Source organism: Rhodococcus sp. K11/5 (genome assembly GCF_055193735.1).
In genome coordinates, this window is the sequence record NZ_CM143721.1 from 2,093,733 (window position 1) to 2,108,857 (window position 15,125).

Consider the following 15,125-nt stretch of genomic DNA (forward strand, 5'->3'; position numbering starts at 1 on the left):
ACCGTCGGTGTGGCCCTCGCGGAGTCGACTCCGCCTACCCGGGATGATGGACCGATGCATTCCGACGGCACCACCACTCGTGAACAGTTCCGCGCGCTGGCGGCCGAACACCGGGTCGTCCCCGTCGTCCGCAAGGTGCTCGCCGATTCCGAGACTCCGCTGTCCGCGTATCGCAAACTGGCCGACGACCGACCGGGGACGTTTCTTCTCGAATCGGCGGAGAACGGGCGGTCGTGGTCGCGGTGGTCGTTCATCGGCGCGGGTAGCCCCACGGCATTGACGGTGCGTGACGGTCGTGCGGCATGGCTGGGTGACGCGCCGATCGGAGCTCCGTCGGGAGGGAATCCGCTCGACGCCCTGGGCGCGACGCTGGAACTGCTGCGATCCGAGCGGCTTCCCGATCTGCCGCCGCTGACCGGCGGCATGGTGGGGTACCTGGGGTACGACGCGGTGCGTCACATCGAGCGACTGCCCGACACCACCACCGACGACCTGCAGATCCCGGAGATGGTGATGATGCTCGCGACCGACCTGGCCGCGGTCGATCATCACGAGGGAGCGATCACCCTGATCGCGAACGCGGTGAACTGGAACGGAACCGACGATCGGGTCGACGAGGCGTACGACGACGCCGTGACCAGGCTCGACCGGATGACCGACGCACTCGCGACCCCGGCACGGTCGACGGTGTCCTCCTTCGCGCGACCGGCTCCGGATTTCCGCCGCCAGCGCACCACCGAGGGGTACGGCGCGGACGTGCGTCGGCTCGTCGAGGAGATCGAGGCGGGTGAGGCGTTCCAGGTGGTGCTCTCGCAGCGCTTCGAGATGGACACCGACGCCGCCCCCATCGAGGTCTACCGGATGCTTCGCGCGTCCAACCCGAGTCCGTACATGTATCTGATGCACGTGCCGGGGGACGACGGCGAGACGGCGTTCTCGATCGTCGGATCGAGTCCGGAAGCGCTGGTCACCGTCGCCGACGGCATCGCCACCACGCATCCCATCGCCGGCACTCGGTGGCGCGGAGCCAGTGAGGAGGACGACATCCTGCTCGAGAAGGATCTGCTGGCGGACGAGAAGGAGAATTCCGAACACCTCATGCTCGTGGATCTCGGCCGAAACGATCTGGGGCGGGTGTGCGAGCCCGGCACGGTCAAGGTGACCGACTACCGACACATCGAGCGGTACAGCCACGTGATGCATCTGGTGTCCACCGTGACCGGGCGACTCGACGACGGACAACAGGCGCTCGACGCGGTGAAGGCGTGCTTCCCCGCCGGGACTCTGTCCGGGGCACCGAAGGTCCGTGCCATGGAACTGATCGACGAGCTCGAGCCGACGCGGCGCGGGGTGTACGGCGGCATCGTCGGGTACCTCGATTTCGCGGGCGACGCGGACACCGCGATCTGCATCCGGTCGGCACTGATGAAGAACGGCACCGCCTACGTGCAGGCCGGCGCGGGTGTCGTCGCGGACTCGGTCGCCGAGTACGAGGACACCGAGGCGCGCAACAAGGCGATGGCCGTGCTCGGCGCGGTCGCCGCCGCCGAGACCGTCACGCCCGTGGGGTCGGACCGATGACGCGGGAGCGCCGGACCGTCGGGACCGCGGCCGTTCTGTTGGCGCTCGCGGCCGTCGCGCTGTGGTCGTCGTCGCGGATGACCTGGGTCTCGGTGACCAGTTTCGACGGTCTGGGAGTCGAGCAGGACACGGCGATCGTCGGCGGTACCTGGGCCGCGGCCACCACCCCCCTCGCGATCGCCGCGATCGCCGCCGTGGCCGCCCTGTTCGCCATCCGCGGCCGGTGGTCGATTCTGTTGGCGATTCTGGTGGCTCTGGTGGGTCTCGGTGCCGCGATCCCCGCGGTGCAGCTCATCGTCGGTGGGGCCGAAGCGGACCGCGGCGCCGCTCTCGCGGAGCTTCCCGGCCGCGCCGAGGTCGTCGCGATCGCGGTCTCCCGCGCTCCCGCCGCGCTGGCGCTGCTCGGCGCCGTGCTCGCGCTGCTCGCCGCGCTGGTGATCCTTCGTTCGACCACCACCCGTACGGGATTGTCGTCGAAGTACGACAGTCCGGCCGTCCGGCGCGAGAAGGCCGAGCGCGAGGCACTGACCGCCTCCGTCGACGACGCCGACGTCAGCGAACGTGCGTTGTGGGATGCGCTCGATTCGGGCGTCGATCCCACGGTCCCTTCGGACGCGGACGGCTCCCCACGCGACGATTCGTCGGGCGGAACCGAACCGCGGGGTTCGTGACCTGCGCAACGTCCGTGCCGATGCGGGTGCTCGGGCACCCGCCGAGGAACCGGACCCGACGCCCCTCTACGCTGTGCCAATCGGACGAACACCACTTTCGTCCGCTGCTCGACGAAAGGATGCGGGGGCGACGACGATGACAGTTCTCGACTCGATTGTCGACGGAGCGCGCGCCGATGCCGAAGCGCGCGAATCCGTCGTGGACTTCGCGTCCGTGAAGGCCGCCGCGGCCAAGGCCCGGCCCGCCCTCGACGCGGCCGCCGCACTCATCGAACCCGGCATCGCGGTCATCGCCGAGGTCAAGCGGGCCAGTCCCTCCAAGGGCGCGCTCGCGGACATCGCCGATCCTGCGGACCTCGCCGCCGCCTACGAGGCCGGCGGCGCCCGCGTGATCAGCGTGCTGACCGAGGAGCGCCGGTTCCGGGGCTCGCTCGACGATCTCGTCGCCGTCCGGCGCGCCGTGGGAATTCCGGTGCTGCGCAAGGACTTCATCGTCGGCCCGTACCAGATCCACGAGGCTCGCGCGCACGGCGCGGACATGGTTCTTCTCATCGTGGCGGCACTGCCGCAGGATGCCCTGGTCTCTCTGCTCGACCGCACCGAGTCTCTTGGAATGACTCCTCTCGTCGAGGTGCACACCGAAGAGGAGGCGGACCGCGCGCTCGAGGCCGGCGCCAAGGTCATCGGGGTGAACGCCCGGAACCTCAAGACTCTCGACGTCGACCCGGACACGTTCTCTCGGATCGCACCGGGTCTGCCCTCCACTGTGATTCGTGTCGCGGAGTCGGGCGTGCGCGGTACGGCGGATCTCCTCGCCTACGCCGGAGCGGGTGCCGACGCGGTACTCGTCGGCGAGGGTCTGGTGACCAGCGGCGACCCGCGATCGGCCGTACGTGACCTGGTCACCGCCGGTACGCACCCGTCCTGCCCCAAACCGGCCCGCTGAACCGTCGCCCGACGTCGTCGGGCAGACTCGAGGTGTGAGTACCACGAAGCTTCCGAACTCCAGCGACGGCATCACCGAGCGGACGACACACGACCCCGACATCGGCGGTCACTTCGGAAAGTACGGTGGCCGGTACGTTCCCGAGGCCCTGATGGGGGTCATCGAGGAAGTCACCGCGGCGTACGACAAGGCCCGCGGTGACCGCACGTTCCTCGACGAACTCGATCGGCTGCAACGCGACTACACCGGGCGGCCCTCGCCGGTGTTCGAGGCCGCGAACCTGTCGGCCCACGCGGGCGGAGCGCGCATCCTCCTCAAGCGCGAGGACCTGAATCACACCGGTTCGCACAAGATCAACAACGTGCTGGGGCAGGTCCTGCTCGCGAAGCGGATGGGCAAGACGCGCGTCATCGCCGAGACCGGAGCCGGCCAGCACGGCGTCGCCACGGCGACCGCGTGTGCTCTGCTCGGACTCGAGTGCCTCGTCTACATGGGTGAGGTGGACACCGAGCGGCAGGCGTTGAACGTCGCGCGGATGAAGTTGCTCGGCTCCGAGGTCGTCGCGGTGACCTCCGGCTCGCGCACCCTCAAGGACGCCATCAACGAGGCGTTGCGCGACTGGGTCACCAACGCCGACGCCACCTACTACTGCTTCGGCACCGTCGCCGGTCCGCACCCGTTCCCCATGATGGTGCGTGACTTCCAGCGCATCATCGGTATGGAGGCGCGCGCGCAGGTTCTCGACAGCCTGGGCCGACTTCCCGACGCCATCGCGGCGTGCGTCGGGGGTGGGTCGAACGCCATCGGCATCTTCCACGCGTTCATCGACGACGCCGACGTGCGTCTGATCGGGCTGGAGGCGGCCGGTGACGGCATCGAAACCGGCCGACACGCCGCCACCATCGGTGCCGGTTCGCCGGGTGCCCTGCACGGCGCGTTCTCGTACCTGCTCCAGGACGCGGACGGCCAGACCGTCGACTCGCACTCCATCTCCGCAGGCCTGGACTACCCCGGCGTCGGACCCGAGCACTCCTACCTGAACGACATCGGTCGCGCGGAGTACCGGCCCATCACCGACACGCAGGCGATGGAAGCGTTCACGCTGCTGAGCAAGACCGAGGGCATCATTCCCGCCATCGAGTCGGCGCACGCGATCGCCGGCGCTCTGACCCTGGGCAAGGAACTGGGGGAGGGCGCGGTCATTCTGGTCAACCTGTCCGGCCGCGGTGACAAGGACGTCGACACGGCCGCGAAGTGGTTCGGCATCCTGGACGAGAAGGGAAACATCCAGTGAGCACTCCCGTCGTTCCCATTCCCGTCGAGCAGGGCCCGTCACGTCTCGCGCCGGTGTTCGAGGCCACTCGCGCGGAGAAGCGCGCCGCGCTGGTCGGTTACCTTCCGGCCGGCTTTCCCACCGTGGACGGATCGATCGAGGCCGTCCGCGCGATGGTCGAATCCGGGTGCGACATCATCGAGGTCGGCATTCCCTACTCCGATCCGGTGATGGACGGCCCGACCATCGCCGCCGCGGCCGGTACGGCTCTGGCGAACGGCGCGCGGGTGCACGACGTGTTCCGTGTGGTCGAGGCGATCACCGATGCCGGCGGCAAGGCAGTCGTCATGACCTACTGGAATCCGGTGTTGAAGTTCGGTGTCGAGAAGTTCGCCACCGAACTCGAAGCGGCGGGTGGCCTGGGCATGATCACGCCGGATCTCATTCCCGACGAAGCTCAGGAATGGATGACGTCGTCGCAGGATCACGACCTCGACCGGATCTTCCTCGTCGCCCCGTCGTCCACCGACGAGCGGCTCTCGCGCACGGTGCAGTCGAGCAGTGGGTTCGTCTACGCGGCGTCGACGATGGGCGTCACCGGAGCTCGCGCGTCCGTGTCGTCGGCCGCCCCCGAACTGGTGTCCCGCATCCGAATCCACTCCGACATCCCCATCGGCATCGGGCTCGGTGTGCGATCCGGCGCCCAGGCGGCGGAGATCGCCGCGTACGCCGACGCCGTGATCGTCGGATCGGCTCTGGTGACGGCCGTGGACTCCGGTATCGCTGCGGTGGCGGCTCTCACCGCCGAACTCGCCGACGGTGTCCGCTCCGCTACCGTGACCTCGTGACCGCCGACACCGCCCTGCTCGCGTATCTGCCCAGCCCGCCCCAGGGAGTCTGGTACGTCGGTCCGTTCGCACTGCGTGCGTACGCACTGTTCATCATCCTGGGCATCGTCGTCGCCATCGTCTGGGGCGATCGGCGGTGGGTGGCCCGCGGGGGAGACAAGGGCACCGTCCTCGACGTCGCGGTGTGGGCCGTCCCGTTCGGTCTGATCGGTGGTCGGATCTACCACGTCATCACCGACGCGCCCACGTACTTCGGCGAGGGCGGCAACCCGGTCGATGCCCTCAAGATCTGGCAGGGCGGCCTCGGGATCTGGGGAGCGGTCTTCCTCGGCGGTGTCGGAGCGTGGATCGCCTGCCGCCGACGTGGCATTCCCCTCCCGGCTTTCGGCGACGCCGTGGCTCCGGGCATCCTGCTCGCGCAGGCGATCGGCCGCATCGGCAACTACTTCAACCAGGAACTCTACGGCCGCGAGACCACGGTTCCCTGGGGACTCGAGATCTATCAACGTGTCGACGCGGACGGCCGCGTCGACACCCTCGCCGGGGTGTCCAACGGGGTCGTCGAGCGGGTCGTGCACCCGACGTTCCTGTACGAACTCCTCTGGAACGTGGTGATCGTCGGTGTCCTCGTGGTCCTCGACCGTCGCTTCCGCATCGGCCACGGCCGCCTGTTCGCGCTGTACGTCGCGGGGTACTGCGCGGGGCGGTTCGTCATCGAGTTGATGCGCAGCGACTTCGCGAACGAGATCGCGGGCATCCGCGTCAACTCCTTCACCTCGGGCATCGTGTTCCTTCTTGCGCTGGCCTACGTGGTGCTGGCGCGCAAGGGCCGTGAGGACCCGGCGTCGCTGAGGTCGCGGTCCGACGCCGAGGACGACGACGATTCCGAGGACCACCCCGAGGACGACCGGGACGATTCGACGGTCGTGTCGTCGGGCACCACCGACGGTGTGACGACGGTGGACGGGATCGCGTCGACCACGGACGGTGAGGGTCGTGACCGGACCCTCTGATTCGACGGAATGGACCGAGCGCGGCTCGGATTACGGTCCTGCGGACGGGGTCCCTCCCGCGGGAGGGTCCGGGCCGGGCTGGAACACGAACGCCAGTTTCGGCGAGGGCCCGGGCTCGGGTGCCTTTCCGGCGTATCCCGCCCCCGACGCGCGACCGCTGACACCTGCGTCCGAGTCCCCGCGGAAGGCATCGCGGGCCCCGCGCCGGACCGTCGACTCCGCCTCGCCGATGGGCCGCGACCCGGTCACGGACGAACCCTTCGGCCCGACGTCCAGGAGATTGGCGGGTGCGTTGCAGCTGGGTCCGCTGCTTCTGGCACTACCCCTCGGACTGGGCCGATTCGTCATGGGACACACGCGGGTCGCCGCCGCTCAGGTCGCGATCTTCGTCGTCGGGGTGGTGCTGGTGCTGACGTCCGTGGGCACGGTGCCGGGAGCGACCCTGGTGGCCGGGGTCTGGGTGTGGGCCCTGGTCGACGGAATCCGGATGCTGACCGGCCGTCTGCGCGACCACGCGGGTCGGTTGCTGCGTCCGTGAAAGCTACTCACCAGTAGTTCACTTGTCAGGACAAAGTAGGGGGGTTCATGGGCGCGATCGCCGGTCTCAGCGACTAGGCTTGCCCCGTGAGCCGACGGACGAAGATCGTATGCACCCTGGGACCTGCAACAGCAAGTGACGAGCGAATCAAGGAGCTCGTCGAGAGCGGGATGGACGTGGCGCGGCTGAATTTCAGTCACGGCGATTACCCCGACCACGAAGCCAACTACAACCGAGTGCGCGCGGCATCGAACGCGACCGGTAAGGCCGTCGGCATCCTCGCCGATCTCCAGGGACCGAAAATTCGCCTGGGACGTTTCAAAGAAGGCAAGACCACGTGGGCGAACGGCGAACTCGTTCGGATCACGGTGGAGGAATGCGAGGGCAGCCACGACCGGGTGTCCACCACGTACAAGGAACTCGCGCAGGACGCCAAGGAAGGCGACCGGCTGCTGGTCGACGACGGCAAGGTAGGGCTGGTCGTCACCGGGGTCGAGGGCAACGACGTGCTGTGCCGGGTGACCGAGGGTGGCCCGGTCAGCAACAACAAGGGTGTCTCGCTGCCGGGCATGGACGTGTCGGTTCCCGCGATGTCGGAGAAGGACACGGCGGATCTCGAGTTCGCCCTCGCCCTGGGTGTCGATTTCATCGCGCTCTCGTTCGTGCGGTCGCCCGCGGACGTCGAACTCGTGCACTCGGTCATGGATCGGGTCGGTCGGCGTGTGCCGGTCATCGCCAAGATCGAGAAGCCGGAAGCGGTGGACAACCTCGAGGCCATCGTCCTCGCGTTCGACGCGGTGATGGTCGCCCGCGGTGATCTCGGCGTGGAACTGCCGTTGGAGCAGGTTCCGCTGGTGCAGAAGCGCGCCATCCAGATCGCTCGCGCCAACGCGAAGCCCGTCATCGTCGCGACGCAGATGCTGGAGTCGATGATCGAGAACTCCCGCCCCACGCGCGCCGAAGCGTCCGACGTGGCGAACGCCGTGCTCGACGGGACCGACGCGGTCATGCTGTCCGGTGAGACATCGGTGGGACAGTTCGTCATGGAAACCGTGCGCACGATGGCGCGCATCGTGGAAACCGTCGAGACCGACGGCGATCCCGTACCGGCGCTCACCCACGTTCCCCGCACCAAGCGTGGCGTGATCTCCTACGCGGCGCGTGACATCGGCGAGCGGCTCGACGCCCGTGCCCTGGTCGCCTTCACCCAGTCCGGGGACACCGTACGGCGCATGGCGCGGTTGCACTCACGGTTGCCGCTCCTCGCGTTCACGTCGCTGCCGGAGGTACGCAGCCAGCTCGCTCTGACCTGGGGTACCGAGACGTTCCTGGTCCCGTTCGTCGACACCACCGACGGTATGGTCCGCGAGGTCGACAAATCGCTTCTCGAGCTCGATCGATACAACCGCGGTGATCAGGTGGTCATCGTCGCCGGTGCCCCTCCGGGCACGGTAGGCTCCACCAACTTGATCCACGTGCACCGAATCGGAGAAGAGGATCGCTGAGTGAACACCGCGGGGGGCGCGATCGGTGAGGGGAGTTCACCGATCGCGACGGGGGCGGCCGGCCGTTCCCGTGATCTGACGACCTTGCTCGACATTCTGGACCTGCAGCAGACCGGGGACGACACCTTCGTCGGGCGTCATCCGGCGCAGGTCGAGAGCCGTACCTTCGGCGGACAGCTCGTGTCGCAGGCGCTGATCGCCGCGGGCCGCACGGTGGCCGGTTCACGGCCGGTCCACGCGATCAACGCACACTTCATCCGAGGCGGGGATGTCAAGCGAGACATCGAGTACCGAGTGGACCGGCATCGCGACGGCCGCGCGTTCGCCAACCGTCAGGTGACGGCGATGCAGGACGGCCGGGAACTGTTCGTGATGTTGGCGGCGTTCCAGGATTTCCGGGACGGCCTCGAACACAGCGTCGAGTTGCCGGAGGTCGAGTACCCGGAGGAACTGCCGCCGCTCGGCAACCACTTCGACGGGTACGAGGAACGTCTGCGTATGTTCGTCGACGCTCTCAAGCCCATCGACATGCGCTACGCGAACGATCCCGCGTGGATCATGAAAGGCACCGGGGAGAGGTCGAACCACAACCGGGTGTGGATGAGGTCCGATGGTCCTCTGCCGGACGACCCGAACCTGCACGTGGCCACGCTGGGGTACGCCTCGGACACCACCGTTCTCGATTCGATCATCACCACGCACGGTCTGTCGTGGGGGTTCGACCGCATCGTAGCGGCGACCGTGAACCACTCCATCTGGTTCCACCGCCCGTTCCGGTTCGACGAGTGGATGCTCTATGCCACCGAGTCACCCGTGGCGGCGGGTTCGCGCGGTTTGGCGACCGGTCGGTTCTTCGCTCGCACGGGTGAGCTCGTGGCCACCGTGGTTCAGGAAGGTCTGATCCGCCACTTCCCGTCGAGGTGACATGCATCGTCGTCCGGCGCGACGACGAAGAGATCGCCGAATCGATCGGAGCCGAACTCCGCCACGACGCCGGCGATGAATTTGGTTCCGGGACTGCACTTTCCGCTGAGAACGCGGGACACGGTGGCGGGATCGACTCCGATGCGTGCCGCCAGCTCGCAGTCCGTGGTGATGTCGGACCACCGGCGCAGGCGCTCGAGTCCGTCGCGGTTCAAGATCAGTGCTGCCATCGAAACCCCCCGATTCGATGTGCACGCTCATTGCGCACACGACAGTGAAGGTACACACGCAATAGCGGTGAGGCAACGCCGGGGCGGTGTGTCGGATTGCGTGGATGTCAGTAGTGTTCGCGCCATGGGTGAAACGTCCGGGGTGGGGGAGACGTGGTGGGAGTACCTGAACCGCGTCACGGATCGAGCGTCGCAGGTGGAGATAGCCAAAGCAGCGGGGGTGGACCCGGCGTCCGTCTCGCGGTGGAAGCTGGGCAAGAACACACCCAGCGCCGACCGGGTGATCGCGGTGGCGCGCCACTTCGGTCGCAATCCGGTGGAGGCGCTCGTCGTGGCTCGCTACCTGCGCCCCACCGAGGTGGACGCGTCGATCGAACTCGCGGCGAGTGCCGACGCGCTGACCGACGACGAGTTGCTGACGGCCATCCGGCGCCGCATGGAGGCGCCTCGGACCGTCGACGACGCCCCGCCGCCGACCACCGAACTGCACGCCGCCCGTACGAGCTCCACCGAGCGCTGACCGCCTCGGATGTCGGCGGTCATCGACACACTGTGACGATGACGCGGTACGACCCGTGGCGGGATGCCGGAGGCAGAGCGGACGTGACCATCGTCTGTCGCCACACACTCGACGGACTCGACGGCGCCCTGATGGGCAGCCGCATCTGGCTGGACCGTCGGCTGGGCCAGGCCGGCCGACGGTCGACGCTCGCCCACGAGTTGGTGCACCTCGATCGCGGCATGCCGGTCGGCGACGCTCGCGCCCGTACTCGGGAAGAAGCGGCGGTGGAGGCGACAGCCGCACGCCGACTCGTCTCCCTGGCCCAGCTGAGCGACGCTCTGCGCTGGGTTCGTACGGGTTCCGTGTCCGAGTTGGCGGACGAACTCTGGGTGGACGAAACGGTGATCCGCGCCCGGCTGAACGGCCTCACCGCCGCCGAGCGTGACGTTCTCGGACGCGTCATCGGCGAGTACGGGGGGTGATCCACCGAAGTCCGATCGCGATCACGAAGCACGCGGCATCGGTGCCGTCGGCGAAGAGTCAGTCGGTGACGACTCGATCCTCGTACCCCGTGACGTGAGCCGAATTCGCGCTGCATCGGTAGTACACCCAATGCACACCCGGATCCTCGGCGGACGCCTCGAATCGATGCTCGACGCGTTGCGCACACAGGGTGCCGGCGCCGGTGTCGTGACACCGGAGTTTGCTGGGGATGTACATGCACTCGACTGTAGGCCTGTCGGTGCGACGGGTCGTCGGCACCGGCTGTGTGGGGGAGTGCCCTCGGTGAGACTCGAACTCACACTGGACGGGTTTTGAATCCGTTTCCTCTGCCAATTGGGATACGAGGGCGTGACCGGCCGCATGCGGCAGGTGCGGTTGCCGAGTGTAGAAGATCGGTGCGCCGACTCCACCACCGGTACCCTTTCGGCACGAACCGGGTACGCGCACCGGGCCCGTCATCCCCCGGACCGCCGAGAAGGAGAGTCGAAGTCGATGAACACGCCGGTACCGCGTCGGGTCGTGGTCGCGGAGGACGAATCCCTCATTCGCCTCGACCTCGTCGAGATGCTCCGCGAAGAGGGATACGACGTCGTGGGCGAAGCCGCGGACGGACAGCAGGCCGTCGACCTCGCCCGCGCGCTCACCCCCGATCTGGTGATCATGGACGTGAAGATGCCGCGGCGCGACGGGATCGATGCCGCATCGGAGATCGCGTCGGAACGCATTGCGCCGGTGGTGATCCTGACGGCGTTCAGCCAACGCGACCTGGTCGAGCGCGCCCGCGACGCGGGTGCGATGGCCTATCTGGTCAAGCCGTTCACCAAGGCCGATCTGGTTCCGGCGGTGGAATTGGCGGCGAGCCGATTCGCCGAAATGTCCCTGCTCGAACGCGACGTCGCCGATCTGCAGGACCGGCTGGTCACCCGCAAGCTGATCGATCGAGCGAAGGGTCTGCTGATGACATCGCAATCGCTCTCCGAGCCGGACGCATTCGGGTGGATCCAGCGTGCGGCGATGGATCGACGCACCACCATGAAGGCGGTCGCGACGGTCGTCATCGAGACTCTCGAACAACCGCCGCGCTGACATCTGACCGTTGTCGTCGGACTTCGAGAACGTGCCGTCCGCCGTTGCTTTGTTAAAACTGATCGATTCCACGTCACAGTAAGGTCACAGGCCCTGTTCGGCGGTTCGCGAACGCCGTCGGAGCGCTACGGTCTCCCTCACAGAGCGGCGCGGTATCGAATTCGCGTCGCACAGATCTCGAGGAGACCATTGATGGCAAGACGAACCATCGTTCGAACGGCTGCATTGGTGAGCGTCGCGTCGCTCGCCCTGTTCGGCTGTTCTTCGGGCGAGGATTCGAGTTCCGGCGGCGACGACAGCGCCGCCGGAACCTCGGCAACGGCCGAAGAGGTCGTCACCGACTGCGAACCCGAACAAGCCACTGCGGGGGACACTCCCGTCACCGACCCACTGGTCGTCGGATCCTTGCTGCCCAACACCGGCAGCCTCGCATTCCTGGGACCGCCCGAGGTGGCGGGGGTCCAGCTCGCCGTCAACGACATCAACGCTGCGGGAGGGGTCCTGGATCAGCCGGTCACGCTCATTCCGGGTGACTCCGGCGACACCACCACCGACACCGCCAACACCACGGTCGACCGATTGCTCGCGGGTGGCGCGGACGTCATCGTCGGCGCCGCGTCCTCGGCCGTCTCACTGCAGGTCATCGACAAGATCACCAGCGCAGGCGTCGTCATGATCTCGCCGGCGAACACCTCCGACCAGTTCGTCTGCTACCCGGACAGTGGGCTGTACTTCCGTACCGCACCCACCGATGTGCTGCAGGCACAGGCTCTGGCCGACCTGATCGCACAGGACGGCGCTCAGCGCGTCTCCATCCTCGCCCTGAACGACCCGTACGGAACGGGACTGGCGAACAACACGGTCGAGAATCTCGAAGCTGCGGGCATCCCGTCCGATCAGCTCCAGACCATCATCTACGACCCCAACGCGCAGTCGTACAACGCCGAGATCGACGACGTGAACAACTTCGCACCCGACGCCGTAGCCGTGATCGGCTTCGACGAGTCGGCGCGCATCATCACCCGCATGAACGAGCTCGGAATCGGGCCCTCGGACGGCACGCTCGTCTACGGTGTCGACGGCAACATGGGTAACGCCCTCGGCGAGTCGGTGGCTCCCGGCCTGCTCGAAGGGATGCGAGGAACCACGCCGCTCACCGACGTCGGCACCGAGTTCCAGGAGCGACTGCAGACCGTCGATCCTGCGCTCGTCGACTTCAACTACGCGGGTGAGTCCTACGATGCGGTCGTGATTCCTGCACTGGCAGCAATTCAGGCCGGATCGACTGCAGGCGTGGACATTGCCGCGAACATCAACAGTGTCACCAAGGACGGCGAGAAGTGCACCTCGTTCGAGGAGTGCCTCCCGCTGTTGCAAGCCGGCACCGACATCGATTACGACGGTGTCACCGGTGAGCTGAACTTCAGTGACGCGGGCGAGCCTGCGACCGGTTCGTACGGCAACCTGGTCTTCGGACCGGACAACACCCTCACCACGGACGGCTACATCGTCGTCGGTGAGTGATCGGTAGACGTCCGAACACGAAGGCCTGGGTCCGAGAACGGACCCGGGCCTTCGTCGTCGGGCCGGCGGGGCTCGTGTAGCGAGCCGCGCGAAAAACCCCGGTTCGGAGTGATCCGAACCGGGGTTTCGTGTGTCGACGTGTCGCTACTTCTTCTCTTTGCTGCCCGCCAGAGTGCCGAGGTAGAGCTCGATCACCTTGGGGTCGTTCATCAGAGCCGGTCCCGTGTCGGTGTAGGCATTGCGTCCCTGATCGAGAACGTAACCTCGGTCGCAGATCTGCAGGCACCGCCTGGCGTTCTGCTCGACCATGATGATCGAGACGCCGGCCGCGTTGATCTTCTTGCAGCGGATGAACACCTCGTCCTGGAACATCGGCGAGAGGCCGGCAGACGGCTCGTCGAGGAGCAGTACCGAGGGTTCCATCATGAGGGCTCGGCCCATCGCGACCATCTGTCGCTCGCCGCCCGAGAGAGCCCCGGCCTTCACCTTGCGTCGTTCGGAGAGCAGGGGGAAGAGTTCGGAGACGAAGTCGAAGCGTTCCTGGAACTTCTTCGGTCGCAGATAGATTCCCATTTCGAGGTTTTCCTCGATGGTCAACGACGGGAACACGTTCTGCGTCTGCGGGACGTATCCCACACCTTTGGTGACCAGGACGTGCGCTTCGGCGGAGGTGATCGTGTCGCCGCGCAGCTGGACGCTGCCCTCTCGGACCGTGACCAGACCGAACAGAGCCTTGAGCAGGGTCGACTTCCCTGCGCCGTTGGGTCCGATGATGCCGACGATCTCGCCGTCGTTGAGGAAGAAGTTGCATTCGCTGAGGATGTTCACACCGGGGATGTAGCCGGCGACCAGGCCGTCGGCGCGCAGTAGGGCACCCTCGGCGAGCCGAGCATGCTCCCCGGGAGTGGCCGCGAACTCCGCGGGTGTCAGTTGCTGCTTCTCGGTGGTCGGTTCACTCATCAGTTGACCTCCTTGGCCCGGTGGGATCCACCGTCGGTGGTGTCGGGCTTGACGAACTCAGGTTCCGACAGATCGCCACCGGCCGCGAGCTCCTCGACCTCGGCTTTCTTCAGCGCCTCGGCCAGGTCTGCCGTCGCACCGATCGGATTGCCGTCGGCGTCGAATTCGAGCGCCTGATCGTGATGGCTGCCGAGGTACGCATCGACGACGGCCCCGTTGTTGGACAGTTCCTCCGGTGTGGACTCGGCGATCACGCTGCCCTGAGCCATCACGACGACCCAGTCGCTGATGTCTCGGATGACGTCCATGTCGTGCTCGACGAACACCACCGTCATCCCGTCGTCGCGCAGGGACTTGATGTGTCCCAGAAGAGATTGCGTCAGTGCGGGATTGACGCCGGCCATCGGCTCGTCGAGCATCACCACGGACGGGTCGGTCATGAGCGCGCGGGCCATCTCGAGCAGTTTGCGCTGTCCACCGGACAGTGAACCGGCGAGGTCGTCGGCCTTGGCGTCGAGCTTGAAACGTGCGAGCAGTTCTTTCGCACGTTCGGTCACTTCCTGCTCTTGAGCCTTCCACGTCCACGGTAGAAAGGTGTTCAGTATTCGTTCACCGCGCTGCCCGGTCGCACCGAGTCGAACGTTGTCGAGAACGGTCAGCTTCGACAGTGCCTTGGTCAGCTGGAACGTCCTCACCACGCCTTTGCGGGCGACCTGATGCGGATGCATCTTGCCCAGTTCCTGACCGTCCATCGACCAGGTTCCGGTGTCCGGCCGATCGAATCCGGTCAACAGGTTGAACAAGGTGGTCTTGCCGGCGCCGTTGGGGCCGATGAGCCCGGTGATGCAGCCGCGTTGGATCTCCAGGTGCGCCACGTCGACGGCCTTGAGACCGCCGAACGTGCGCGAGATACCGTCGACGACGAGCGTCGGATCGGGCTTCGCCGAGCCGGGTTCACCGGCCACCCCGGCGAACAGCGCGGCACGTTGATCGGCGTCGAGCGCCATGGCCGCACGGGAT

General features: G+C 67.0%; 17 protein-coding genes and 1 tRNA gene. 13 read left to right on the plus strand and 5 right to left on the minus strand.

Annotated elements, in window-relative coordinates; genetic code table 11:
- Nucleotides 1-54 precede the first annotated feature (54 nt).
- From ACY466_RS10035 to ACY466_RS10075, 9 genes are all read left to right on the plus strand, one after another.
- Complete coding sequence (locus ACY466_RS10035; RefSeq protein WP_463252037.1) at nucleotides 55-1,581, plus strand: anthranilate synthase component I; 1,527 nt, start codon at nucleotides 55-57, stop codon at nucleotides 1,579-1,581.
- Nucleotides 1,578-2,252: a TIGR02234 family membrane protein gene (locus ACY466_RS10040; protein WP_463252038.1), complete on the plus strand. Its 675-nt coding sequence runs from the start codon at nucleotides 1,578-1,580 to the stop codon at nucleotides 2,250-2,252. Before ACY466_RS10035 ends, ACY466_RS10040 begins: the two co-directional genes overlap by 4 nt.
- Nucleotides 2,253-2,388: 136 nt before the next feature.
- Nucleotides 2,389-3,198: an indole-3-glycerol phosphate synthase TrpC gene (gene trpC, locus ACY466_RS10045; RefSeq protein WP_463252039.1), complete on the plus strand. Its 810-nt coding sequence runs from the start codon at nucleotides 2,389-2,391 to the stop codon at nucleotides 3,196-3,198.
- Nucleotides 3,199-3,232: 34 nt separating this feature from the next.
- Nucleotides 3,233-4,492: a tryptophan synthase subunit beta gene (gene trpB, locus ACY466_RS10050; RefSeq protein WP_463252040.1), complete on the plus strand. Its 1,260-nt coding sequence runs from the start codon at nucleotides 3,233-3,235 to the stop codon at nucleotides 4,490-4,492.
- Nucleotides 4,493-4,509: 17 nt separating this feature from the next.
- Complete coding sequence (gene trpA, locus ACY466_RS10055) at nucleotides 4,510-5,319, plus strand: tryptophan synthase subunit alpha (protein ID WP_463252212.1); 810 nt, start codon at nucleotides 4,510-4,512, stop codon at nucleotides 5,317-5,319.
- Nucleotides 5,316-6,332 carry a prolipoprotein diacylglyceryl transferase gene (gene lgt / locus ACY466_RS10060; RefSeq protein ID WP_463252041.1) on the plus strand — a complete coding sequence of 339 codons (1,017 nt, stop codon included), beginning with the start codon at nucleotides 5,316-5,318 and terminating at the stop codon, nucleotides 6,330-6,332. The genes trpA and lgt overlap by 4 nt, the downstream gene beginning before the upstream one ends.
- Nucleotides 6,316-6,870 carry a hypothetical protein gene (locus ACY466_RS10065; RefSeq protein WP_463252042.1) on the plus strand — a complete coding sequence of 185 codons (555 nt, stop codon included), beginning with the start codon at nucleotides 6,316-6,318 and terminating at the stop codon, nucleotides 6,868-6,870. The genes lgt and ACY466_RS10065 overlap by 17 nt, the downstream gene beginning before the upstream one ends.
- A gap of 86 nt (nucleotides 6,871-6,956) precedes the next feature.
- On the plus strand, nucleotides 6,957-8,375 hold the full coding sequence (gene pyk, locus ACY466_RS10070) for a pyruvate kinase (protein WP_463252043.1): 1,419 nt from the start codon (nucleotides 6,957-6,959) through the stop codon (nucleotides 8,373-8,375).
- Nucleotides 8,376-8,417: 42 nt separating this feature from the next.
- Nucleotides 8,418-9,299 carry an acyl-CoA thioesterase gene (locus tag ACY466_RS10075; protein WP_463252213.1) on the plus strand — a complete coding sequence of 294 codons (882 nt, stop codon included), beginning with the start codon at nucleotides 8,418-8,420 and terminating at the stop codon, nucleotides 9,297-9,299.
- Here the strand turns inward: ACY466_RS10075 and ACY466_RS10080 are convergent.
- The gene (locus ACY466_RS10080; protein ID WP_463252044.1) at nucleotides 9,263-9,529 is read right to left on the minus strand and encodes a helix-turn-helix domain-containing protein; all 267 of its coding nucleotides are present in this window, start codon (nucleotides 9,527-9,529) and stop codon (nucleotides 9,263-9,265) included. The genes ACY466_RS10075 and ACY466_RS10080 overlap by 37 nt on opposite strands.
- A gap of 124 nt (nucleotides 9,530-9,653) precedes the next feature.
- Between ACY466_RS10080 and ACY466_RS10085 the strand changes: the two genes are divergently transcribed.
- Nucleotides 9,654-10,049, plus strand: a complete 396-nt coding sequence (locus tag ACY466_RS10085; RefSeq protein ID WP_463252045.1) for a helix-turn-helix domain-containing protein — start codon at nucleotides 9,654-9,656, stop codon at nucleotides 10,047-10,049.
- Nucleotides 10,050-10,087: 38 nt separating this feature from the next.
- Entirely contained in the window at nucleotides 10,088-10,513 is a 426-nt protein-coding gene (locus ACY466_RS10090) for a M78 family metallopeptidase domain-containing protein (protein WP_463252046.1), read from the plus strand.
- A 58-nt stretch (nucleotides 10,514-10,571) separates the two neighbouring features.
- On the opposite strand, the gene ACY466_RS10095 is transcribed toward ACY466_RS10090, so the two are convergent.
- Together ACY466_RS10095 and ACY466_RS10100 are read right to left on the minus strand one after the other, a co-directional pair.
- Nucleotides 10,572-10,751, minus strand: a complete 180-nt coding sequence (locus ACY466_RS10095) for a hypothetical protein (RefSeq protein WP_463252047.1) — start codon at nucleotides 10,749-10,751, stop codon at nucleotides 10,572-10,574.
- A gap of 58 nt (nucleotides 10,752-10,809) precedes the next feature.
- Nucleotides 10,810-10,883, minus strand: a tRNA-Leu gene (locus ACY466_RS10100).
- A gap of 144 nt (nucleotides 10,884-11,027) precedes the next feature.
- On the opposite strand from ACY466_RS10100, the gene ACY466_RS10105 reads away from it, so the two are divergent.
- Nucleotides 11,028-11,621 (plus strand): ANTAR domain-containing response regulator, encoded by a 594-nt coding sequence (locus ACY466_RS10105; RefSeq protein ID WP_463252048.1) that lies wholly within the window; start codon nucleotides 11,028-11,030, stop codon nucleotides 11,619-11,621.
- Nucleotides 11,622-11,813: 192 nt separating this feature from the next.
- The gene (locus ACY466_RS10110; protein WP_463252049.1) at nucleotides 11,814-13,145 is read left to right on the plus strand and encodes an ABC transporter substrate-binding protein; all 1,332 of its coding nucleotides are present in this window, start codon (nucleotides 11,814-11,816) and stop codon (nucleotides 13,143-13,145) included.
- 144 nt (nucleotides 13,146-13,289) lie between these two features.
- Here the strand turns inward: ACY466_RS10110 and ACY466_RS10115 are convergent, their stop codons facing one another.
- Nucleotides 13,290-14,105 (minus strand): ABC transporter ATP-binding protein, encoded by an 816-nt coding sequence (locus tag ACY466_RS10115; protein ID WP_463252050.1) that lies wholly within the window; start codon nucleotides 14,103-14,105, stop codon nucleotides 13,290-13,292.
- Nucleotides 14,105-15,112 (minus strand): ABC transporter ATP-binding protein, encoded by a 1,008-nt coding sequence (locus tag ACY466_RS10120; RefSeq protein WP_463252214.1) that lies wholly within the window; start codon nucleotides 15,110-15,112, stop codon nucleotides 14,105-14,107. The genes ACY466_RS10115 and ACY466_RS10120 overlap by 1 nt, the downstream gene beginning before the upstream one ends.
- Nucleotides 15,113-15,125 lie beyond the last annotated feature (13 nt).

What these genes read in the sequence shown, in the direction of transcription:
- ACY466_RS10035 (WP_463252037.1), top strand. Translation starts at nt 55, where the DNA reads ATGCATTCCGACGGCACCACCACTCGTGAACAGTTCCGCGCGCTGGCG.
- ACY466_RS10040 (WP_463252038.1), top strand. Translation starts at nt 1,578, where the DNA reads ATGACGCGGGAGCGCCGGACCGTCGGGACCGCGGCCGTTCTGTTGGCG.
- trpC (WP_463252039.1), top strand. Translation starts at nt 2,389, where the DNA reads ATGACAGTTCTCGACTCGATTGTCGACGGAGCGCGCGCCGATGCCGAA.
- ACY466_RS10080 (WP_463252044.1), bottom strand. Translation starts at nt 9,529, where the DNA reads ATGGCAGCACTGATCTTGAACCGCGACGGACTCGAGCGCCTGCGCCGG.
- ACY466_RS10085 (WP_463252045.1), top strand. Translation starts at nt 9,654, where the DNA reads ATGGGTGAAACGTCCGGGGTGGGGGAGACGTGGTGGGAGTACCTGAAC.
- ACY466_RS10090 (WP_463252046.1), top strand. Translation starts at nt 10,088, where the DNA reads ATGACGCGGTACGACCCGTGGCGGGATGCCGGAGGCAGAGCGGACGTG.
- ACY466_RS10095 (WP_463252047.1), bottom strand. Translation starts at nt 10,751, where the DNA reads ATGTACATCCCCAGCAAACTCCGGTGTCACGACACCGGCGCCGGCACC.
- ACY466_RS10105 (WP_463252048.1), top strand. Translation starts at nt 11,028, where the DNA reads ATGAACACGCCGGTACCGCGTCGGGTCGTGGTCGCGGAGGACGAATCC.
- ACY466_RS10110 (WP_463252049.1), top strand. Translation starts at nt 11,814, where the DNA reads ATGGCAAGACGAACCATCGTTCGAACGGCTGCATTGGTGAGCGTCGCG.
- ACY466_RS10115 (WP_463252050.1), bottom strand. Translation starts at nt 14,105, where the DNA reads ATGAGTGAACCGACCACCGAGAAGCAGCAACTGACACCCGCGGAGTTC.
- ACY466_RS10120 (WP_463252214.1), bottom strand. Translation starts at nt 15,112, where the DNA reads ATGGCGCTCGACGCCGATCAACGTGCCGCGCTGTTCGCCGGGGTGGCC.